Origin of the sequence: Roseburia sp. AM59-24XD (genome assembly GCF_003478445.1) — a bacterium.
Taxonomy (GTDB): Bacteria; Bacillota; Clostridia; order Lachnospirales; family Lachnospiraceae; genus Jutongia.
This window is the reverse complement of the sequence record NZ_QUET01000002.1, coordinates 45163-67181: the sequence shown is the minus strand read 5'-3', so window position 1 is coordinate 67181 and position 22019 is coordinate 45163. Positions and strand designations below refer to the sequence as shown.

Below are 22019 nucleotides of genomic sequence, written 5' to 3'. Positions count from 1 at the left end.
TTCAGAAAGGAGTGTGAAAATAGATGGCTAGAAATCGTTATGATGTGGATGAAGCCTTAGAAGACCACTTTGACATAAAACAGTTGAAACGACTGGGCGGATATGTGAAGCCGTACTTTGGCAAAATGTTTATTATCATGCTGCTGATGCTGAGCTCTTCAGCACTGACAATGCTGATCCCTAAGTTTGTACAGCTTGAGATGGACCGTTATATTCCACAGAAGGATATGAACGGGATCATCCGGCTTGTGATCTACACACTTCTGATCGTGATCTATTCGATCGTCTGTATGTGGCTCAAGATCGATCAGATGACGAAGGTCGGACAGGATATCATTTATGAGATCCGTGAGGATCTGTTTGCACATCTGCAGGAGCTGCCGTTTTCCTACTATGATGAGAGACCACACGGCAAGATTCAGGTGCGTGTGGTAAATTATGTAAATAACCTAAGTGATCTTTTGTCAAACGGTATCTTAAATACGATCACCGATCTGTGCAACCTGATCTTCATTCTGATCTTTATGTTCTGGACCAGTCCGAAGCTGACCTGGATCTGCCTGTGTGGTTTGCCGGTGCTGATCATTTATGTGGTCGTGCTGAAGAGAAAGCAGCGGGCGAGCTGGCAGCTTCAGAGCAATAAGCAGTCCAACCTCAATGCATATATTGCGGAGAGTATTAACGGCATTCGTGTGACGCAGGCGTTTGTCCGTGAAAAGGAGAACATTGAGATCTTCAACTCGTTAAGCATGAGTTATCAGAAGGCGTGGCTCAAAGCTGTTTATTATAACTTTATGATGAGCCCGATGGTAGATCTGATCTCCGTGATCACGACCTCCTTTGTGTATGTGGTCGGTGTTTCCTGCATTATGGGCGGCGGAACCTCCGGCGTTACGGTTGGTGTGCTTGTTATGTTTACCGCCTATATTTCCAGATTCTGGCAGCCGATCAACACGATTGCCGGATTTTATAACAGCGTGCTGACGGCAATCTCCTATCTGGAGCGTATCTTCGAGACAATCGACGAACCGGTGGAGGTCACAGACGAGCCGGATGCCATCGAGATGCCGGAGATTAAGGGAGTTGTTGACTTTGAGCATGTAACCTTCAGCTATGAGGATGGTATTCCGATCCTGAAGGATGTCAGCTTTCATGTAGATCAGGGACAGACGATCGCGATCGTGGGACCGACCGGTGCCGGTAAGACAACAATCGTCAATCTGTTGAGCCGATTCTACAATACCGACAGCGGATGTGTCCGAATTGACGGACAGGACATTTCGAAGGTGAAGCTTCATTCGCTGCGCAGCCAGATGGGTGTGATGATGCAGGATAGCTTTATTTTCTCAGGAACGATCATGGACAATATCCGCTACGGCAACAAAACGGCAACGGACGAAGAGGTGATCCGTGCGGCGAAAACCGTCTGTGCGCATGACTTTATCATGCAGATGGAGGACGGCTACAATACACAGGTCAACGAGAGAGGAAGCCGTCTGTCGGTTGGACAGAGACAGCTGATCTCCTTTGCGAGAGCACTCTTAAACGATCCGTCCGTGCTGATCCTTGACGAGGCAACCTCAAGCATTGACACAGAGACCGAGATCGCATTGCAGAAGGGTCTGGATGAACTTTTGAAGGGAAGAACGTCCTTCATCATTGCGCACCGTCTTTCTACGATTCAGGGGGCAGACCGCATTATGTATGTGGACGATGGAAAGATTATTGAGTCCGGTAGTCATGAGGAGCTTTTGAAGCAGAAGGGTCTGTACTATAATCTGTATATGTCACAGTATCAGGGATAGACAAACCGGCAGGAATAAATTAAAATAGACAGGCATAGAATGATGCAGGGGGAAATCCTCCTGCATCTTTGTCGATGAAAAGAATTGGAGGGTGGCAATGAAGGAGAAAAGGAGAAGGAACAGAAAGCTTAAATTTCTGTTTATCGCCTGTGCGCTGTGGGCGGTCGTTTTTTGCTGGTACGAGGTGGGTTCGCGGACAAACCTGACTTCTCTGATGCAGCGGCCGAAGGTAAAGACAACCGAGAGTAAGGAGACAACGCAGAAACGGTTTGATGAATTTATGCTGCAGGTGTTTAAGGCGATGGTCACAGAGGATACGCTGACCTTAAATTACACCTTAAAGGAGCCGGAGAAATATGGCGTGAGCATGGAAAAGCCGACCCTTGGAGCATATACATTGTCCGATTTACGGGACGGCATTATGACGGATGAAAACTGGTTGTCCTCTCTGGAAAGGTTTCCGTATGAGGCACTGACGGAGGAACAGAAGTTAGAATATGATACGCTGCGCAGTCTGCTTAAGACAGAGTTGAAAAGCTCGGAGGTATTGGAATATTCCGAATGTCTGGGACCGACAACCGGGATTCAGGCACAGCTTCCTCTGATCCTCGCAGAGTACCATTTTTGGGACAGACAGGATATCGAAGATTATCTTGCACTTCTCCGTCAGATTCCGGATTATTTTGCACAGATCATTGATTTTGAAAAGATGAAATCTGAGAAGAAGCTGTTTATGAGTGATGTGACCTGTCAGGCGATCATAAAGCAGTGTAAGGATTTTATTGCGGAACCAAAGGAGAATTATCTGCTGGACTCCTTTTCGAAGGGGATCGCATCTGTCAAAGGTGTTTCAGAGGAGGAACGAGCAGAATATATCAGACAGAATGAAGCGGCAGTGTCGGAGTGCGTGATCCCGGCGTACCAGAGCCTGATCAGTGCCCTGGAGCAGCTCAAGGGAACCGGCAATAATGCGGGGGGACTGTGCAAGCTTACCGGGGGAAAGCAGTATTATGAGTATCAGATGGAGTCCATGACAGGCTCCTACCGAAGCATTTCGGAGATCGATCGTCTTGTGGATAAGGCACTTCGATCCGCAGAGAAGAAAATGTCGCGCATCATGACGAAGACGCCGGATGCCTATTACGATGCGGAGGATTTTACATATCCCTGTACCGATCCGGCGGAAACCGTGGATTATCTGCGGGAACAGATCAGCAACGATTTTGAACCGCTGCCGGATGATGTGACCTGTCAAGTGAAATATGTCGATGAATCGCTGGAGGACAGCTTAAGTCCGGCACTTTATATGACCTCGCCTATTGACGATTACAAGCAAAATGTAGTATATCTTAATCAGAGTGATGATTATGATCTCACCGAATGCTTTTCGACGATCGCACACGAAGCGTATCCGGGACATCTGTATCAGAATGCATATTTTCTGTCGCAGGATCCGGCACTGTTTCGGAGAGTGGTCAGCGTCGGTGGTTATTCGGAGGGCTGGGGAACCTATGCAGAGAAGTACAGCTATCAGCTTGCCGGAATGAGCGACGAGACGGCGCAGCTAAACGGGGAGAATCTGATCGCCACGCTCTGTCTGTACGCAAAAGCGGACATCAATGTGAATTATTATGACTGGAGCAGAAAGAAGCTGACCGCATTTCTGAAGGATTACGGCTTTGACACTTCACAGGCATCCGTTGTCTATGATTCTGTTGTGGCGGAGCCGGTGAGCTATATGCAGTATACATTGGGATATCTGGAGATCAATGAGCTGCGTACGAAAGCGGAGAATGCTCTGGGGGAGAAGTTTTCTCTGAAGAAGTTTCATAAATATTATCTGGGAACGGGGGCAGTGCCGTTTGTGGTGCTGGAGGACCGCCTGGATCAATGGATTGAGGAGCAGAAGAAATGACTCGGACACAAAAGACAGCATTAAGGGGAATGTTGATCGCGGTGGCATTTGTGCTGTCCTGGCTGGAGGCGCAGCTTCCACCGCTTGCAATGGTTCCGGGCGTAAAGCTGGGACTTACAAATCTGGTAGTGCTGGTGGCAATCTACCGGTTAAGCACAATGGATGCGCTTGTGATCAACGGCATCCGCATCCTTCTGGTGGCGTTTACCTTTGGAAATATGTTTTCGCTGCTGTACAGCTTTGCCGGAGGAATGCTGAGCACTATTGTGATGCTTTTGCTGAAACGAAGCGGGCGGTTCCGTCTTCCGGTTGTCAGCGTGGCGGGAGGTATTGTCCATAATATCGGACAGATCCTCGTTGCGATGGTCGTGCTGGAATCAACGGGCGTGGCGTATTATCTTGGCGTGCTGTGGTTTAGCGGAATGATCGCCGGAGCGGTAGTCGGAATGATCGGTACGGGCGTGGTAAAGCGGCTGCCGGAAGAAGAGCAGAGGGGCTAAGATCTTAAGGTGGAACGAAAGTGCATTGAGGTTGATACAGGATATTGTGAGAAAGTAATATCGCAGATGATAATTATGAGATATTGTGAGAAAGTAATGAGATAAGAAGAAATTAAGAGATGTTCTAAGAGAAAGGCAGAATGGAATGAAAAAAATACTGATCGTGGAGGATGATGTAAATATCAACAATCTACTGAAGGAAGCACTGTCCCAAAAAGGGTACACATGTGGACAGGCATTTTCCGGTACGGAAGCGGCGCTGTGGCTGGAGAAGGAGTCATGGATGCTTGTGCTGCTTGATCTGATGCTTCCGGGGATGACCGGTGAGGAGGTTTTGCAGCTGATCCGCAGACAGGGGGACACACCGGTGATCGTTCTGACGGCAAAGGATGCCATGGAGGAGAAGCTTGATCTGCTGACAAGCGGAGCCGATGATTATATTACGAAGCCATTTGACATTAATGAGGTGATCGCGCGCGTGCAGATACAGCTTCGCCATGCCGGGCAGGAGGCGGAGCCGGACCGGATCGAGTGTGGCGGGATCACGTTGGATGATAAGACACACCAGATCTGGGTGGACGGACAGGAAATTTTGCATCTGACCAGACAGGAGTATGCGATCTTAGAGCTTCTGATCCGCCATCCGAAGCAGGTTTTCCGTAAGGAGGCGATCTTTACCTATGCCTGGGAGGAGGAATACATGGGCGAGACCAAAACACTGGATGTGCATATCAGCAACATCCGCAAGAAGCTCAAGGCAGTGACGGACAAGGAATATATTCAGACAGTCTGGGGGATCGGATACCGGCTGAATCAATAATTTTAATGATGTTGGAGGTAAAGCTTTTTTGCTCCGACGAATTGCTATATTGCATCATTTACTTTTTCTTTACCTTTTCTTAGCGTTATTTTAGAGGATGCTCTTTATACTGGTACTCATCATAAGGAAAGGATGTAACATAATATGAGTGAGATCTTATTGGAAACCCATGGTTTAACAAAGCAGTTTGGGCGTTATAAGGCAGTGAACCGGCTGGACATGCATATACGAAGGGGAGCGGTGTATGGATTTATCGGCAGGAACGGAGCCGGCAAAACGACCTTTTTGAAAATGATCTGTGGTCTGTCCAACCCAACGGCAGGAGAATATTCTATTTTTGGATACAGCGGAAAGGAGCTTGCACAGGTTCGCTCGCGTGTCGGCTGTCTGATCGAGGCACCGGGCATTTATCCAAATATGACGGCGAAAGATAATCTGATGATCAAGGCGCAGCTGTTTGGCATTCATGACCGCAAATATGCGGATGAGCTTTTAGACATGGTTGGTCTTGGGGATGTCGGCAGGAAAAAGGCAGGTCATTTTTCGCTGGGAATGAAGCAGAGGCTTGGCATTGCGCTGGCACTTGTCGGAAATCCGGATCTTTTGGTATTGGATGAGCCGATCAACGGACTGGATCCGCAGGGAATTGCGGAGGTGCGCGATATGCTGCGGGCGCTGGCGCAGGAGAGAGATATTACGATTCTGATTTCCAGTCATATTTTAGAGGAGCTTTCCAAGCTCTGTACCGATTTCGGGATCATTCACAAGGGAAGTCTGATCAAGGAGCTTTCGCAGGAGCAGCTTATGCAGCAGTGTGAGAAGCGGCTGGAGCTCGTTGTGGATGAGCCGCAGAAGGCCATGACGGTACTGGACAGCATGAATATCCATGATTACGAGGCAGTGGATCCGACACATTTGCATGTGTATGAGCGGCTGGAGGACAGCATGCTTATCAACCGGGAGCTTGTAAACGCAGGCGTGCTGCCACGCGAGATGAAGGTGAATCAGGAAGAGTTAGAGAGCTATTTCTTAAATCTGACTTCGGACTGATCCGTGAAATTTGTGCTGCAGCCCGGTGTCAGTGGGCTGGGAAAGGAATGGAAAGCTTATGTGTAATACAATACGAATGGAATTATATAAAATGTTTCGGATGCAGGCATTCTGGGTGATCACTCTGATCACAATTTTGATGGTTGCAGTGTCGGCATCCTTTCTGGTGTCGGATATTGAGGAAAATACAACATCAGAGGTAACTCTTGTTGATGGTCCATCCTCATCGCAGGCTGATGAGGAAAGTGATGATGCAACATCGCTTCAGTTTGGTATTAATGAAAGCAGCGAGGGCATGGATGCGAATAATCTTCAGGTCCTGCAGGTTTTTATGGCACATTTGTCCTCCGGGATGTTTGCGTTGTTTAATGTTATTTTCCTGATTATTTTCGTGACGGCGGATCAGAAAAATGGATATATTAAAAATATCGGCGGTCAGGTAAAAAGAAGATATCGTCTTATTGTGGCGAAATGGGTGGCTGCGGCGGTTTATGTGCTGGTATTTGATGCGATCATGCTTGCGACACAGGTAGTGGCACTTGTAGCGACGCAGGGATATCTCCATTGGGGATCCGCACAGACATATCTGCCGTGCATTGGTATTCAGATGCTTCTGCAGTATGCTTTTCTGGTTGCGTGCATGACGCTTACGATGGTGATCCGCAGCCGCGCACTCGGTATGACGGCAGGTGTCTGCTTAAGCATGGGAATGGCGTCTCTTTTGTGCATGCTGATCAATGTGGCAAGCAGGCGTTTTCTGCATATCGAGAATCTGCAGCTGGAGAATTATCTGATCACAACAAAGATAAATCTGATTGTACCGGGTGTTGCTGACACACAGATCCGGAATGCGGTGATCCTGGCGGTATGCTATCTGGCTGTGATGACAGTGCTTAGCATTATAAATGTCGAGAAAAGAGATCTTGCATAGCAAATGGCCGGTCGTATGAAAATGCTGTAGAAACAGTGTTTATACGGCACAAAGCAGTTATGACTATATGGAAAATATGAGATTTTGACCGCAGTGCCTACGGGGAAAGGACTCTGCGGTGCCTGAGAGGAAGGTGAGAACAGGATGGTGACAGGTCTGGCATGTGGATTTGGAATTTTGGCGGTTATTCTGGGGCTGCTGCTTTTTAAGTTGATCCGGCAGATCCGCGAGCTGGAGAGGCAGATCCGTTTTCTGGAAGAGAAGCAGAGCAACGGGGATCTCGTCTGCGATGTCCGCTTTGGAGGAATCGGGAAGCTGACGGACACTTTAAATCAGGTGTTCGCACAGCAGAAAACAAAGCGGCAGCAGTGGATCCGCAATGAAAACCGCATCGCCCAGACCTATACGAATCTGTCCCATGATATCCGCACGCCTCTTACCTCTCTGGATGGCTATTTCCAGCTTCTGACACAGACACAGGAGCCGGAAACGCAGGTGCGATATCTGCGCATTATTCAGGAAAGGATCCATGCGCTCCGTGATATTTTGGAGGAGCTTTTCGCATTTACACGTCTCGAAAGCCGGACGTATGATCTGAAGCTGGAGAAATGTGATTTTAATGCCATTATGGCAGAGACGATGTTTTCCTATTATGACGAATGGGAACGAAATGGCATCTGTCCGGCGGTCGATCTGCCGGAGGGACAGATGGTGGTGAAGGGAAACGAGCAGGCGATCCGCCGCATTCTGCAAAATATCATCAAAAATGTTCTGGATCATGGCGGCAGCCGCGTGTCGGTCACGCTGTCTGCGCAGGAGGGGAATGCGTCTGCGGTGATCGCCAATGAGGTGGAGCGGCCGGAGGAGATCGACGTGGACCGGATTTTTGAACGCTTTTATAAGGCGGATCCTGCCCGGAGCAGAAATTCAACCGGGCTTGGGATGGCGATCGCAAAGGAACTGACCGGGTACATGAACGGAACGATCACCGCCTCCTTAGAGGGAAATGTTTTTCAGATCCGGCTGACGCTTCCGATGATCTGATCACTCAGGCTTCGCATATGGAATATATTACTGCGCCCATACTATTTCTTATGTCCGTAGTGTAAATATGATTTTTGCCACAGTTTTTTGAATAACCGCGAAGCTCTGACACCCAAATTGTCTTGTCACTTACGGATTTCAAAAAGTCTAATTGCTTTGCTGTTTCGATGTTCGATAAACGTGTCTTCCCGAAGGCTCAGTCGTCCAGACACGTATTCATCGAAACATTGCAAAGCAAAGACTTTTCAGAAATCCTACTGATCTGCGTCAATTTGGGGGTCACAGCTTCGCGGTTTTTTCAGATATCCTGAGGCAAAAATCTATATTCATTTTCCTGAGACATAAGAAATAGTATGGGCGCAGTTAAATTACCGGTGTGCGAAGCTTGAGCTGATCAACCGGATCGGCGGGTGAGCCGGAGTCATATCTTTGCGGGAGGATTGCCGATCCGGTGGTATAACTTTCATTTATCTTTCATATGATAGAAGAGACAACTACGAATGGGGGATAGATCGATGGAAGATAAGCTGGAAGAAGTGTTAAAACAGTATCCTTGTGAGGTTCGCACGAGACGGCGCACAAGAGGGGCTTTTTTGCTGGAGACCGATCAGGGACTGCGGCTTTTGAAGGAATACTCCGTCAGTCAGGCGAGGATTGAATTTGAGGAGAGGATCAAGCAGCTTCTGGGGCAGCAGGGCGGTCTGCTGGTGGATCATACATATAAAAATAACCGGGAAGAATATTTTACAAAGGATAATTACCGGAACAACTGGGTCATGCGCCGGTGGTATGCCGGAAATGAGTGCGATATCAGGGATCAGCGCTGTGTGCTGCGTTGTGCGTCTTATCTTGGCAGACTGCATGCATTGATGCAGCTTGGAAACGAGGAAGGCGAAAGCTACATCCGGAAGGAGAGCGTGCAGCAGGAGATGGAACGGCATAATAAGGAGTTAAAGCGTGTCCGCAGCTATATCCGCAGCAAGAAGCAGAAAAATGAGATGGAGATCTGCCTGCTTGGTTCGTATGATCTGTTCTATGATCAGGCATGTCTCGCACAGACGCTCCTGCAGGAAAGCGGTTACGAAGCACTATGGCAGGAAACGTTAGAGCAGGGAAAAGTGCGGCATGGCAGCTACAGCTACCACAATGTGCTTTTCGTCGGGAAAGATCTGGCAATCACCAACTTCGACCGTGCGGAGATCGGGATACAGGTGCGTGATCTGTATGATTTTCTGCGAAAAGTCATGGAGAAAAACGGCTGGCAGGCGGAGTTTGGCAAAAGCCTGATCGATGCATATGACCGTGAGCGTAAGCTGGAGGAGACGGAGCGGCGCGTATTGTACGCGATGCTGCTGTATCCGGAGAAATATTGGAAACTTGTCAATTTCTACTACAACAGTAGAAAATCATGGATGTCGTCAAAGAATCTGGAAAAGCTGCTCCGGATCCGCGCGCAGGAGGAGAAGCGTGCGTACTTTTTAAGAGAGCTTCGCCCACTGCTCTGTGGGGCGTGCTGATACAGGGGATCAGGGAATGCTGTCAGATTGACCGGTTGCCCTCTTCCTATTTTGGGCGGGCTGTGTTAAAATATTGGCTGGGACAATGAGACGTTATGCGACCCGGCGCAGTGTTATAAGAAGCAGCCGGGAGAAAAGGTTGTTTATATATGAAGAAATGCAAAATCATGCAACGCGTTCGGATCGGTCTGGGCGCGTTTTTTATGTGCACGGTAATGCTCTCCGGATGTGCGTCCGAAACGAAGCAGGAGACGGACAGCATGGCGGGCGGTGGGGCTGCGGCGGCACCTGCGGTTGTCGAGGGGGTTGTGACAGCCAATGATACGGCGATGCGCCGGCTTACCCTGCGTGAGCTTGGAGGTGATCTCGAGACGGTGATCAGCTATGATGCCACGGCGAAGATGACCGACAAGTACGGAGAGGAGCGCGACGGCACCGATATTGAGGTGGGCGAGATCCTCGAGGCAGATTATGAGAAGGACAGCGGAAAGCTGCTTTCTACCAGTATTCCAGAGGATGTCTGGGAATATCAGGAGGTTGGCGATTATCAGTTTGACAGCGCGGAGAGCAGTCTTTCATTTGCAGACCGCAAATACCAGTATTCACAATATACGCTGTTTTCGTCGGACGGTAAGGCGATCGACATGATGGAAATCAATCCGCAGGATGTGCTGACGGTGCGCGGAAGCGGTTATCATGTGTACTCGGTCGTAAAGACACAGGGGCACGGTTACATACGGCTGGCACATTATAAGGACTTTATCGGCGGTATGATCGAAGTCGGAAGTGACATGATCCTGCCTTTGACGAAGAACATGCTGATCACGATCCGCGAGGGAACCTACAAGGTGATCTTAAGTAAGAATCATTCAACCGCAGTCAAGAATGTGACGGTTCACAGCGGCAGGGAGGTTACGTTGGACTTTTCGGAGTACAAGCCGGCGGACAGTCATGTTGGTGTGATCACGTTTGATATTGCACCGGCAGGGGCGGATCTGACGATCAACGGTACGGCGGTAGGCTACAGCAAGCCGATCGCACTGGCATACGGCGTTTATCAGATACAGGTGTCCATGACAGGGTACACCACATACACCGGCACGCTGGATGTGGAGGAGCCGAAGGGGACGACCGTCCGTATCGATCTTGTGGAGGAGGAAGCGGAGGCATCCGACACCACGGCGGCACCGTCAGCCACCGGAAAGAGCACGAAGACAAGCCCGGAGAACACGGACGATACACAGACAAAGCAGATTGACAGCGATCACACGATCACGGTATCGGCACCGCAGGGAGCGGAGGTTTATCTGGACAATGTTTATAAAGGACTTGCACCGTGTACCTTTACAAAGGTGATCGGATCACAGACCGTTACGCTGTGCCGGGATGGATATGCAACAAAGAGCTATTCCGTCGACATTCTTGATGATGATCAGGATGTGAAGCTGAGCTTTGCGGATCTGACCGCAAAGGAGGCGGCAGCAACGGCATCGCCGGCGACTCAGTGATTTTGTTCAAAAAACTTTTACAAAATAGATTATAATTTGTTGTTGACAATATGCGTTTCAACATACAAAATAATAGGTGGATTTGCAAAATCAAGGCATATGCCATCACTGATAGGAGGAAAAGACATGGACTACAAAGACATCTACAAGGAGTGGCTGAGCAATCCTTATTTCGATGAGGATACGAAGAAAGAGCTTCAGGACATTGCAGATAACGAGAATGAGAAAAAAGAGCGTTTTTATATGGACCTCGAATTTGGAACCGCTGGTTTGCGAGGGATCATTGGGGCAGGGACGAACCGCATGAACATTTACACGGTACGAAAGGCAACTCAGGGTCTGGCGAATTATATCAACAAAGCGGGAAAGGCTTCTCAGGGTGTAGCCATTGCATTTGATTCCCGTCATATGTCACCGGAGTTTGCAGATGAAGCAGCACTCTGCCTTGCAGCCAATGGCATTAAGGCATATGTGTTTGAGTCACTGCGTCCGACACCGGAGCTTTCCTTTGCTGTACGCGAGCTTGGCTGCGTAGCAGGAATTAACGTAACTGCAAGCCACAACCCACCGGAGTACAACGGATACAAGGTATACTGGGAGGACGGTGCACAGATCACGCCGCCACATGATACCGGTATCATGGACGAGGTTAAGGCTGTTACGGACTGGAACACGGTTAAGACCATGGACAAGGCTGAGGCAGTCGAGAAGGGTCTCTATGAGAACATTGGCGCAGCCATTGATGATAAATATATCGAAGAGTTAAAGAAGCAGGTTATTCATTGGGACAGCATCAAGGAAGTTGGCAAGGATCTTAAGATCGTTTACACGCCGCTTCACGGAACAGGTAATATCCCGGCGAGAAGAGTCCTCAAGGAGATCGGCTTTGAGAATGTATATGTAGTACCCGAGCAGGAGCTTCCGGATGGAGATTTCCCTACCGTCAGCTATCCGAACCCAGAGGCAGCAGAGGCATTTGAACTGGCTCTCAAGCTTGCCAAGGAGAAGGATGCAGACCTTGTTCTTGCAACAGATCCGGATGCAGATCGTCTCGGCGTATATGTTAAGGATACCAAGAGCGGCGAGTATATCACCCTGACCGGTAACATGTCTGGCTGTCTGCTGGCAGATTATGAGATCTCCCAGAGAAAGGCAACAAAGGGACTGCCTAAGGATGGCAAGCTGATCAAGACCATCGTTACCTCTAATCTGGCAGATGCGATCGCCAAGGATTACGGCGTTGATCTCATTGAGGTTCTGACCGGATTTAAATACATCGGACAGCAGATCCTCAACTTCGAGACAACCGGCAAGGGAACTTACCTGTTTGGTTTCGAGGAGAGCTACGGCTGCCTGATCGGAACACATGCCCGCGACAAGGATGCGATCGTGGCTACGATGGCACTCTGCGAGGCGGCAGCATATTACAAGACAAAGAACATGACTCTCTGGGATGCAATGCTTGCTCTGTATGAGAGAGTTGGTTATTATAAAGACGGCGTACAGTCCGTAACCATGAAGGGTATCGAGGGACTTGCCAAGATTCAGGAGATCATGACAACACTCCGCGAGAATCCGCCGAAGGAGTTCTGCGGTCACAAGGTAACATCCTTCCGTGACTACCAGAAGGATATCATCACAGATATCGCTACCGGCGAGACAAAGCCGACCGGACTGCCAAAGTCCAACGTGCTTTACTTCGACATGACAGACGATGTATGGATGTGCGTACGCCCATCCGGTACAGAGCCGAAGGTGAAGTTCTACTACGGCGTTGTAGGCACCTCTCTTGAGGACGCCGATGCGAAGTCTGAGGCTATGGCAAAGGCAGTTTCTGAGATGGTTGCTGCAATGTAATCTGTGATACGGACGACGAATCGAATATCAGTATATAGGTAATATCAGGCTCCCTGCGTGTGTACACGCAGGGAGCCTTGCTCTATGTTGTGCAGTGCCGCCTCGCGGGTAAGGATCTGTTCCATCTCCTGCTCGCTGTCCTGATGCTTGATGACTTCCAGAACAAGCCCGGCAGAGGTGCGGAACTTCTCAAAATCTGTGATATTGGCAGGTGATGTGAAAATTAACATATAACAAACAATATATTTAATACAGTATCTTGTAAATTATATTTTGGGGTAAAATAAATATCACAGAAATATATTCGTTACATACAAGACGATTACTGCTGCAATATGGCATAAATCTTGTCTACATCATAATCGGGAGCACACATTCTGGCTGCATCATAGATGCGCTCGATCAATTCCGCGTTTTCCTCGAGCATATCCGCAGCTTCGTTTGCAGATATATTCTTGCAGAACTTTCTGATAGATGATTTGATGATAGCCTGCAGCTCTCCTTGCTCGCGCCCCTGCTCAAGCCACAACTCGCGCCCGCGTTCAAGCCCCTCGCGGACTCCGGACTGATAATGATCTGTCCATGCTTTACACATATTAAATCCCTCCTTTTCGTCATGATCTATCTTAATATCGGTAAATCCCTCAATAACCTTGGCAGCGGCATACTCTATGTTATGCAGTGCCGCCTCGCGGGTAAGGATCTGTTCCATCTCCTGCTCACTGTCCTGATGCTTGATGACTTCCAGAACAAGCCCGACAGAAGTGCGGAACTTCTCAAAGTCTGTGATGTCCGCAGGTGATATGAGGTTCAGCTTATAATCCGCCACATACTTCAAAATCGTGCTGTTCGTGTGGAACATTAATTGATGCCACGGATTGCTCCATTGCCATGCAATTCCCGCAATCCTGCAAACACCTCCAATCTCGCATATTTGCAAGCAAATCTGCTTCTTGTCGGTGTTTGGCGGGTCAAGCCAGTAGATAGCAATTTGTATGTAAACATACATTGCTATCTACTTTTGACCCTTGCATCATCTCATGCAGGCTGCGCGGTCCGTCCCAAGGCTGCGAACCCCAGTAGACAGTGATCGTCACCACCGGCGTCAGGTGATCCTCTGCCGTAAAGCCGGATAAAAATTCCGCAGGACTGTTCAGATCATGATCCGTGCGGTGCCGTCTGCTGATTTCATTCACCTGGCTGCCGTAATTGATCCCGTCATAGATCATTCCACGGACCGGCATGGCATAGTGGATCTCCGTCTGATTCTCCACTCCCAGGATCAGGTATGTGCAGTCTCCGGTGCTGCGGATCACACACAGCACCCTTCAGAATGTCACGGATGCGCTGTATCTGCTGACCCCTTCCGGACAGCCCCGCAAGCTCCAGAAACTCCTTCGTATCCATCTCCCGCAGATCCTCCGCCCGGATCACATCCTGACCGTCGAACAGACAATAATTACAGATATCCGCAAACCTTGCATTATCCGACAGATATTCCGTTGATAAAGTATCCTTTCTTCCCATAAGGTTCCTCCCTTCGGTATGGCAGGAAGAACTTCCTTTTGTGAAAAATTTCTCCCGGAAATCCCCCTGCTTTTGTCGTAATAAAAATGGTAAAAGCATTGAAAATTCCAAGATGTTTTGAAGAACAGATAATAGAAATATGCTTTGTACGGATTGTAGCACGGTGGCAGTGTCGTGTCGAGAGAAAACTGACTTTTCTCTGTATTGCCGAAAATAAAATTTATTTTTGGATATATTGCCGGAATTGATAAAAAATCGATAAATTCATGTCGTTTTGTAACGGACGCACTTCGTCAAATTGTCTAAAATGAGAGGATGCGTTTTGGTAAAAAATGAATCAGGGAAAATAAAACTGCCGCTCCGTGGATTCCACGAAAGCGGCAGTCTCGTTCATATTTGTAATAAAAATAGTTTCTGTTTATAAAAGAATAAGCAACAATAGTGTGGTCAATTACTGAAGAAGAGACAGAACACCCTGGTTAGCCTGATTAGCCTGTGCAAGCATAGACTGACCAGCCTGCTGAAGGATGCTGTTCTTTGAGTAGTTAACCATCTCCTCAGCCATGTCTGTATCACGGATACGAGACTCAGCGGAAGTGGTGTTCTCAACAACGTTATCCAAGTTGTCGATGGTGTGCTCCAGACGGTTCTGAACGGCACCAAGTGCGGAACGCTGCTCAGATACCTTAGCAACGGCATCGGCGATAGCGTCGATAGCATATGTAGCAGCCTTACCGGAGTCATCAGCTACGTTTAAGCCCTTAACTCCAAGGTAAGAAGAATTCATTGTCTCGATGTCAATCTGAATTTTGTTGGTCATATCAGCGTCAGATCCTACATGAAGGTTGAAGCTTAATGTATTAGCAACTTTAGTTTGACCAAGCTGAATTTTAAATACTCCAGTTCCATTAGTTGCACTTACTGCCGTATCGACATCTGTGCCGAGTCCGACTTTGGCACTGCCCTCGGTATCGCCGATTTGGTTAGCGGCAAGAAGTTCATTAGCAGCTAATTTATATGCCATTTTTTTCGTAATTACACTAGAATCGTTGTCATCAATTCCATCAGCTGTTGCTGTACCGTCTAAACTTTTGTCATCTGTCATAGCAACTTTTGTTAATGTTCCATTGCTTACAGTTACTCCCCCAGAAACATAGTTCTTAAGGTTGTCCAATGTAACTGCTGTATTGTTAGTAGCAACGCCCTTATCGTTTGTAAAATTAGCATCGGTAGTTAATTCGACACCTACAGAGAATGCAGTAGCAGCAGTAGCTCCTTTCTCTGTTTTTACATATAAAGAATTACCGTTAGAATCAGTTACGGCACCGTTTTCATCAACTTTGTAGGTCTTATCCCCTATTTTGTAGGTATTAGTTTTTCCTGCGTCGGCATTAACCAATAAAGCTTTTGCATCTGCTACAGATGATCCAATTGTATAGTTTTTACCTCCAATGCTAACAGTATCGCCATCTTGCAATTCTGCCATTGTGAATGTAGCAGTGCCGTCACCATTTTCGGTTAATGTACCTTTTAATCCAGCATCATGAGCTTTTAAATTGATCGTTTTCTGACCATCATCACCCTTCAACAGATAAGTCTCATTGAACTTGGTTGTCTCAGCAACACGATCGATTTCGGTTGTGAGCTGTGAAATCTCATCTTGGATTGCCTTACGGTCATCCTGACTGTTTGTTCCGTTAGAAGCCTGAACAGCAAGCTCGTTCATTCTCTGAAGCATTGAGTGAACCTCTGTCAGAGCACCCTCGGCTGTCTGTACTGCGGAAACACCGTCCTCTGCGTTTGTAGAAGCCTGATCAAGACCACGGATCTGCTTTCTCATCTTCTCAGAAATCGTAAGACCTGCTGCATCGTCTGCGGCACGGTTGATTCTGTAACCGGAAGAAAGCTTCTCGGTTGACTTGGAAAGAGAACCGGTTGTCATTCCAAGCATTCTGTTTGCGTTCATCGCTGTAATATTGTGCTGTACTATCATAATAGTTACCTCCTTGTTTTGAACAGGCAGATTCCTTTCTGCCCGTGTGCTATGTTTCGACACCGCAAGTGCGGCATCATATTACAATTATCATTGATTTGGTTGTGTTAAAATGTTGCCTCCTTTCGTAAAACAGAAACGCTATCTAACAAATGTCGCATTTTTTATTACACTTATAATATCGGCTTATTTACCAAGGACTTAACCCTTTTTTTGAAATTTTTGTATATTTTTTATTTTTACGGGTTCGAACAAAATATTGTGGCAAAGAAAAGCCCTTAGCACATGATATGGATTTCAAAATACTTCTTATCAAATTCTCTATAATTTTATATGGTAAAACACGTCGTCTTTTTCTTCCTGTACGATTCCGAGATAGCGTTTCGTGATCTGATAGGACGAATGGTTGTAGATCATCATTAGCATAACCGGAGAAACGCCCTGTTTCCAAGCATGATAGCCAAATGTTTTGCGCAGGGAATGGCAACTGATGTGCTCGTCCTGCCCGGTTTCCTCGGCGGCTTTGCGGATGATCCGCCATGCCTGACTCCGGCTGATCGGCCGGTTGACGTGCCGATTGGTGCAAAACAGGTATTCCTCGCCCTTTTGACCGTGATAACACTGTTCCAATGTGGATATAATGCAATCGTTTAGCGCAATGTAATTTTGTTTGCCCGTTTTCTGCTCGACTACATGCAGATGCCGGCGAAATCTGCCCCAGTGCTCGTCGTAGACATCTTCCCATTTTAATTTCAGGACATCGCCAATGCGCAATGCCGTGTTCAATCCTACCACAATTAATAGGTAGTTTCTCATGTTTCCTCTTTCCAGATAATAGTTTTTAAATCGCTGCAGATCCTCTTCTTTCCTGATGGGACACGTTGTACTCATAATATTTTCCTTTCCGGTAATGCTACCTTTTGTATTTCTGCGGAGTGCAATTTTCCGCGGATTGCTGCAGTTTTATTTTAATTCTTTCTTATGAAATACGGAAGTTTGCGAACGCCCTGTTTATGCGTGATCAGAGTAGGATGCGACATTTGTTAGAAAATGTATCCTTCCCGGCTGGGCGGTCGATCGTACCAGCACAGAAGTCAACAGAGCGTGGCACCGGAAAGGAGCGGCTAACACGCTGGCAACAGCACATCATCTACAACAAAATAACGTAACTTCCGCCGGGTTCGGCGGATCATTTCACACACTGCACATGGAGGTGCGGTGGTAAAACAAGGAGGTAATTACTATGATAGTACAACACAACATTACAGCGATGAATTCCAACAGAATGCTGGGATTAACAACAAACTCACTGTCCAAGTCAACAGAGAAGCTTTCTTCCGGTTACAGAATCAACCGTGCAGCAGACGATGCAGCAGGTCTTTCTATTTCCGAGAAGATGAGAAAGCAGATCCGTGGTCTTGATCAGGCTTCTACAAATGCAGAGGATGGTATCTCTGCAGTACAGACAGCAGAGGGTGCTTTGAACGAAGTTCACTCAATGCTTCAGAGAATGAATGAGCTGGCAGTTCAGTCTGCAAACGGCACAAACTCTGAGTCAGACCGTACGGCAATTCAGAACGAGATTGATCAGCTTACTACGGAGATCGATCGTGTATCTGAGACAACTAAGTTTAATGAGACCTATTTGTTAAAGGGCGATCAGGATGCTTCCAAAGTTGCTACCTTTAAATATGGAAAAAATGCAAATGCTGCTGCTGCATCAGTTGTTGATAGTAAAGATAGTGCAACTATTACAGGGGCTAATAAGTTGACCGTTAAAGTTGATTTTAATGCTGATGCAAGTCAGGATAGCCAGAATGAACTTGCAAAACTTATCAAAAATCAGGGTGTAACAGCTGATTTTACATCTACATTTGATACGGCAGCACATAGTACATACAAACTTACACTGAATGGATCTAATACTTCATTCTCTGTTGTAGCAAAAGCGGATGCAGGAAAATTTGAAATTCAGGACACAAATGGTAATAAAATTGCCGATGTTACCGTAGGAGGTGGAGTTGCAGCAACTAAGGCTGATGCTCCTGTTCATACTACAGATAATATCACGGCCGCAAAAGCAACGGCTGCAAAAGTTGATGGAGAGAAAGCTGCATATTACGATCGCGATGGCAATAAAATTGCCGAAAATGCATTAAGCGATTATTTTTCAGTTGCCGCAGATGGTACGGTTGCTAAACGTGTTGATGCTCCAACAGTGTACGATGCGCTTGGTAATGCGATTGATTTGGATCCTACCGAAGTATCAGGACAGAAAGATTTGACAGGTGCATTACAGTTAAAGCTTCATGTAGGTGCCGACGCAACATCTAATAATCAGATTTCTATCAATATTGATTCAATGAGTTCAAAAGGATTGGGAATTAGTGGTATACGTGTAGATGGTGCGGATGATTCCAATGCGCTTGATGCTATTGATACCATTAAGCAGTCTATTCAGATTGTATCCGCACAGCGTTCCGCACTTGGTGCCGTTCAGAACCGTCTGGAGCACACCATCAGCAACTTGGATAACGTTGTTGAGAACACCACTTCCGCTGAGTCTCGTATCCGTGATACAGATATGGCTGAAGAAATGGTTAACTACTCAAAGAACAGCATCCTTCAGCAGGCTGGTCAGTCTATGCTTGCACAGGCTAATCAGGCTAACCAGGGTGTTCTGTCACTCCTTCAGTAATTCACTGAATGACTTTGAGTATACCGCATAAAGCCGAAATAATATATTGTTGCATTTCAAAATGCTTGTAGATGATTTCACCGCCGGTCCGGTTTTGGACTGGCGGTGTTTTTGTAAAGCAGATTTAAAAGGCACGTCGGTTCGCCAAAGTATAATATAACAACGATAAATAATAAGACGTGCAGAGGGGCAGAAAGTACAAGTTCCCGTATAATTTATGCAAGACCTATTTCGCAAGCAGCTGCACCAAATGCCGATACCCCAGATACCCTATCGAATAATATATTTTGTACCTTTGCCGTTTCCTTTCACTGTGATCACGCCTTTTTGACACATTTCTTTTAGCAGCTTTGCTGTTTTTGATTTACCGAAAGGTGCATATGGTGCAATTTCACTGATTGGCTTCAGCATCGTCTTGCTTAAAAGCTTATAGATCACGATTTCGTCTTCTGTCAGATCAGCACTTTTTTCAAATATCGGAAGTATAATTTTTATGGCATTTTCTGATATTTCAAAATCCGGTTTTATCAAACCTTCCGCATACAGTTGTTTTATTCTTGTAATACCTGTTCCAAATATTTCTACAAACCCCAATCTATAAAATACATTTGCAAGATTTCTATTTCTTAAAACAGAAAGTTTACCAGACAGATATTCCTCCTCTGTTATTCCGGACGGCAGTCCACCCGGAGAAACAATTTCGAGTCGATCATCAAACATCGAAACTATGATTTGTGAATCCATATCCCATACCCTGTGAATCAGCGCATTGGCGATTGCTTCACGGAAAGCTGCTTCCGGTATTTTCTCTATTTTTTGTCGATCGGCGTCTTGTATTACTTCATATTGGTAATAGTCTCTGAAGACATCAATTGCCTTATCATATACCTCTAAAACTGATATATTTTCAAAAGTTGATCTCTTTTGAATGATACTGATGTTCTCTCCGAATTTGATAGTATCAATCCCCGGAAAATGATTTTTATCTGCCAAAAGTCCGGCTGCATTATTGAATCCATTTCGTTCTTATTGAATATATTATATGCAAAACAATCGAAAAAACAATTGTATTTTTTTACGATTGCTTTTTCGGTTGTTTTTATTTTGTTGTTTTGTTTACGTTTTTTACTATTTTTTTATCGCAATAGTGCGCCTTTTAAAGCTGCTTTACAAAAACACCGCCAGTCCTTATCGGACCGGCGGTGAAATCATCTACAAACATTTGAAATGCAACAATATATTATTCCATTTATGCGGCGTACTCAAAGTCTCTCAGCAAATTACTGGAGAAGTGACAGAACACCCTGATTTGCCTGATTAGCCTGTGCAAGCATAGACTGACCAGCCTGCTGAAGGATGCTGTTCTTTGAGTAGTTAACCATTTCTTCAGCCATATCTGTATCACGGATACGAGACTCAGCGGAAGTGGTGTTCTCAACAACGTTATCCAAGTTGTCGATGGTGTGCTCCAGACGGTTCTGAACGGCACCAAGTGCAGAACGCTGCTCAGATACCTTAGCAACTGCATCTGCGATAGCATCGATAGCGTATGTAGCGGCATTACCGGAATCATCAGCGACATTCAGACCCTTGATTCCAAGGTATGCAGAGTTCATTGTCTCAATGTTGACACCGATCTTGTTGGTCATGTCAGCATCAGAACCCACATGAGGTTGAAAGAAAGACGATCTGCAACTTTGGCAGTACCCTTTGTAATTTCAAACTCAGTTGCCTTTGTTTTGTCATATGTAGGCTTTGATACAGTTACAGATGCTGGATCATCGACGCCAATCTTGTTTGCTGCTTCAAGCTCTGCCTGCATAAGTTCAATAGCCTTGTCTGCTGTAATAACTGAGGAGTCAGTGTCGTCAATTTTATCTTTGCCTGCGGTGCCATCAGCTTTCTTGGCATCAACCATTACTGTTAATGTTTTGCTTCCATCAGACACCTTATCGCCATCAGCAATCTTAATTTCGCCAGCGTTTGCTCCATTTCCTACTTTCGCATCGTTTCCCTCAGAATCGAGCCATTTACTATCAGTATCGTTATAAGTATAATTCTTACCATTAACAGTAATTTTTCCGCCAGTTTTTTCCTGAGCCGTAACTAATGCCTGACCATCTTTAGCTTCTGCGCCGATAGTATATTCTTTTCCACCAATGGTAATCTTTTTGCCAGCATCGAGAGCACCTGCTTCGATTGAGAATGTAGCCTTTGTAGCACCATCAGCCAGAGAACCCTTAAGTCCTGCATCATGTCCGTTCATGGTTACTTCTTTAGTGCCATCGCCACCTTTTAACAGATAGGTCTCATTGAACTTGGTTGTCTCAGCAACACGATCAATCTCAGTATTCAGCTGTGAAATCTCGTCCTGAATAGCCTGACGGTCAGATGTAGAGTTTGTACCGTTAGAAGCCTGTACTGCCAGCTCGTTCATTCTCTGAAGCATAGAGTGAACCTCTGTCAGAGCACCCTCAGCTGTCTGTACTGCAGAAACACCGTCCTCTGCGTTGGTAGATGCCTGATCAAGACCACGGATCTGCTTTCTCATCTTCTCAGAAATCGTAAGACCTGCTGCATCGTCTGCTGCACGGTTGATTCTGTAACCGGAAGAAAGCTTCTCAGTTGACTTAGAAAGGGATCCTGTTGTAAGACCCAGCATTCTGTTTGCGTTCATCGCTGTAATGTTGTGTTGTACTATCATAGTAATTACCTCCTTGTTTTACCACCGCACCTCCATGTGCAGTGTGTGAAATGATCCGCCGAACCCGGCGGAAGTTACGTTATTTTGTTGTAGATGATGTGCTGTTGCCAGCGTGTTAGCCGCTCCTTTCCGATGCCACGCTCCGTTGAC

General features: G+C 46.6%; 19 protein-coding genes and 1 pseudogene. 12 read left to right on the top strand and 8 right to left on the bottom strand.

Annotation, left to right across the window (positions count from 1 at the left end; all coding sequences use genetic code 11):
- Window positions 1–23 precede the first annotated feature (23 nt).
- From DXA20_RS01155 to DXA20_RS01110, 10 genes are all read left to right on the top strand, one after another.
- On the top strand, window positions 24–1805 hold the full coding sequence (locus DXA20_RS01155; protein ID WP_022304863.1) for an ABC transporter ATP-binding protein: 1782 nt from the start codon (window positions 24–26) through the stop codon (window positions 1803–1805).
- A 97-nt stretch (window positions 1806–1902) separates the two neighbouring features.
- Window positions 1903–3720, top strand: a complete 1818-nt coding sequence (locus DXA20_RS01150) for a DUF885 domain-containing protein (RefSeq protein WP_022304862.1) — start codon at window positions 1903–1905, stop codon at window positions 3718–3720.
- Complete coding sequence (locus DXA20_RS01145; RefSeq protein WP_022304861.1) at window positions 3717–4220, top strand: Gx transporter family protein; 504 nt, start codon at window positions 3717–3719, stop codon at window positions 4218–4220. The genes DXA20_RS01150 and DXA20_RS01145 overlap by 4 nt, the downstream gene beginning before the upstream one ends.
- A gap of 145 nt (window positions 4221–4365) precedes the next feature.
- On the top strand, window positions 4366–5040 hold the full coding sequence (locus tag DXA20_RS01140) for a response regulator transcription factor (RefSeq protein WP_022304860.1): 675 nt from the start codon (window positions 4366–4368) through the stop codon (window positions 5038–5040).
- Window positions 5041–5184: 144 nt separating this feature from the next.
- Complete coding sequence (locus tag DXA20_RS01135) at window positions 5185–6090, top strand: ABC transporter ATP-binding protein (RefSeq protein WP_118558997.1); 906 nt, start codon at window positions 5185–5187, stop codon at window positions 6088–6090.
- Between the two features lie 58 nt (window positions 6091–6148).
- Window positions 6149–7021, top strand: coding sequence for a hypothetical protein (locus DXA20_RS01130; protein WP_147403663.1), 873 nt, complete (start codon window positions 6149–6151; stop codon window positions 7019–7021).
- Between the two features lie 144 nt (window positions 7022–7165).
- Entirely contained in the window at window positions 7166–8065 is a 900-nt protein-coding gene (locus DXA20_RS01125) for a sensor histidine kinase (RefSeq protein WP_118558995.1), read from the top strand.
- 515 nt (window positions 8066–8580) lie between these two features.
- A complete protein-coding gene (locus tag DXA20_RS01120; protein ID WP_158577087.1) occupies window positions 8581–9582 on the top strand; it encodes a CotS family spore coat protein in 1002 nt (333 codons plus the stop codon).
- A gap of 149 nt (window positions 9583–9731) precedes the next feature.
- A complete protein-coding gene (locus DXA20_RS01115) occupies window positions 9732–11090 on the top strand; it encodes a PEGA domain-containing protein (protein ID WP_118558993.1) in 1359 nt (452 codons plus the stop codon).
- A gap of 126 nt (window positions 11091–11216) precedes the next feature.
- Entirely contained in the window at window positions 11217–12947 is a 1731-nt protein-coding gene (locus DXA20_RS01110; RefSeq protein ID WP_118558992.1) for a phospho-sugar mutase, read from the top strand.
- Between the two features lie 44 nt (window positions 12948–12991).
- Here the strand turns inward: DXA20_RS01110 and DXA20_RS01105 are convergent, their stop codons facing one another.
- From DXA20_RS01105 to DXA20_RS01080, 6 genes are all read right to left on the bottom strand, one after another.
- A complete protein-coding gene (locus DXA20_RS01105; RefSeq protein WP_118558991.1) occupies window positions 12992–13177 on the bottom strand; it encodes a hypothetical protein in 186 nt (61 codons plus the stop codon).
- Between the two features lie 92 nt (window positions 13178–13269).
- The gene (locus DXA20_RS01100) at window positions 13270–13887 is read right to left on the bottom strand and encodes a hypothetical protein (RefSeq protein ID WP_147403662.1); all 618 of its coding nucleotides are present in this window, start codon (window positions 13885–13887) and stop codon (window positions 13270–13272) included.
- A 31-nt stretch (window positions 13888–13918) separates the two neighbouring features.
- The gene (locus DXA20_RS01095) at window positions 13919–14263 is read right to left on the bottom strand and encodes a hypothetical protein (protein ID WP_147403661.1); all 345 of its coding nucleotides are present in this window, start codon (window positions 14261–14263) and stop codon (window positions 13919–13921) included.
- Window positions 14166–14474: a hypothetical protein gene (locus DXA20_RS01090; protein WP_118558988.1), complete on the bottom strand. Its 309-nt coding sequence runs from the start codon at window positions 14472–14474 to the stop codon at window positions 14166–14168. The genes DXA20_RS01095 and DXA20_RS01090 overlap by 98 nt, the downstream gene beginning before the upstream one ends.
- A gap of 451 nt (window positions 14475–14925) precedes the next feature.
- Window positions 14926–16467: a flagellin N-terminal helical domain-containing protein gene (locus tag DXA20_RS01085; RefSeq protein WP_118558987.1), complete on the bottom strand. Its 1542-nt coding sequence runs from the start codon at window positions 16465–16467 to the stop codon at window positions 14926–14928.
- A gap of 321 nt (window positions 16468–16788) precedes the next feature.
- Window positions 16789–17358, bottom strand: a complete 570-nt coding sequence (locus DXA20_RS01080; RefSeq protein ID WP_118558986.1) for a tyrosine-type recombinase/integrase — start codon at window positions 17356–17358, stop codon at window positions 16789–16791.
- 149 nt (window positions 17359–17507) lie between these two features.
- Here DXA20_RS01080 and DXA20_RS17035 point away from each other — a divergent pair, with 149 nt between their 5' ends.
- Complete coding sequence (locus DXA20_RS17035) at window positions 17508–17636, top strand: hypothetical protein (RefSeq protein ID WP_279222339.1); 129 nt, start codon at window positions 17508–17510, stop codon at window positions 17634–17636.
- A gap of 74 nt (window positions 17637–17710) precedes the next feature.
- Window positions 17711–19165 carry a flagellin N-terminal helical domain-containing protein gene (locus DXA20_RS01075; protein WP_118558985.1) on the top strand — a complete coding sequence of 485 codons (1455 nt, stop codon included), beginning with the start codon at window positions 17711–17713 and terminating at the stop codon, window positions 19163–19165.
- A 270-nt stretch (window positions 19166–19435) separates the two neighbouring features.
- Here DXA20_RS01075 and DXA20_RS01070 read toward each other — a convergent pair whose 3' ends face one another.
- Together DXA20_RS01070 and DXA20_RS01065 are read right to left on the bottom strand one after the other, a co-directional pair.
- A complete protein-coding gene (locus tag DXA20_RS01070; RefSeq protein WP_243100479.1) occupies window positions 19436–20158 on the bottom strand; it encodes an ATP-binding protein in 723 nt (240 codons plus the stop codon).
- Window positions 20159–20445: 287 nt separating this feature from the next.
- Window positions 20446–21869: pseudogene (locus DXA20_RS01065) on the bottom strand (flagellin N-terminal helical domain-containing protein).
- Window positions 21870–22019: the final 150 nt, after the last annotated feature.

Bases quoted from the DNA above. Each gene is read 5' to 3' on its own strand.
- DXA20_RS01155 (WP_022304863.1), top strand. From the start codon at position 24: ATGGCTAGAAATCGTTATGATGTGGATGAAGCCTTAGAAGACCACTTT.
- DXA20_RS01150 (WP_022304862.1), top strand. From the start codon at position 1,903: ATGAAGGAGAAAAGGAGAAGGAACAGAAAGCTTAAATTTCTGTTTATC.
- DXA20_RS01145 (WP_022304861.1), top strand. From the start codon at position 3,717: ATGACTCGGACACAAAAGACAGCATTAAGGGGAATGTTGATCGCGGTG.
- DXA20_RS01140 (WP_022304860.1), top strand. From the start codon at position 4,366: ATGAAAAAAATACTGATCGTGGAGGATGATGTAAATATCAACAATCTA.
- DXA20_RS01135 (WP_118558997.1), top strand. From the start codon at position 5,185: ATGAGTGAGATCTTATTGGAAACCCATGGTTTAACAAAGCAGTTTGGG.
- DXA20_RS01130 (WP_147403663.1), top strand. From the start codon at position 6,149: ATGTGTAATACAATACGAATGGAATTATATAAAATGTTTCGGATGCAG.
- DXA20_RS01125 (WP_118558995.1), top strand. From the start codon at position 7,166: ATGGTGACAGGTCTGGCATGTGGATTTGGAATTTTGGCGGTTATTCTG.
- DXA20_RS01120 (WP_158577087.1), top strand. From the start codon at position 8,581: ATGGAAGATAAGCTGGAAGAAGTGTTAAAACAGTATCCTTGTGAGGTT.
- DXA20_RS01115 (WP_118558993.1), top strand. From the start codon at position 9,732: ATGAAGAAATGCAAAATCATGCAACGCGTTCGGATCGGTCTGGGCGCG.
- DXA20_RS01110 (WP_118558992.1), top strand. From the start codon at position 11,217: ATGGACTACAAAGACATCTACAAGGAGTGGCTGAGCAATCCTTATTTC.
- DXA20_RS01105 (WP_118558991.1), bottom strand. From the start codon at position 13,177: ATGTTAATTTTCACATCACCTGCCAATATCACAGATTTTGAGAAGTTC.
- DXA20_RS01090 (WP_118558988.1), bottom strand. From the start codon at position 14,474: ATGGGAAGAAAGGATACTTTATCAACGGAATATCTGTCGGATAATGCA.
- DXA20_RS01085 (WP_118558987.1), bottom strand. From the start codon at position 16,467: ATGATAGTACAGCACAATATTACAGCGATGAACGCAAACAGAATGCTT.
- DXA20_RS01080 (WP_118558986.1), bottom strand. From the start codon at position 17,358: ATGAGTACAACGTGTCCCATCAGGAAAGAAGAGGATCTGCAGCGATTT.
- DXA20_RS01075 (WP_118558985.1), top strand. From the start codon at position 17,711: ATGATAGTACAACACAACATTACAGCGATGAATTCCAACAGAATGCTG.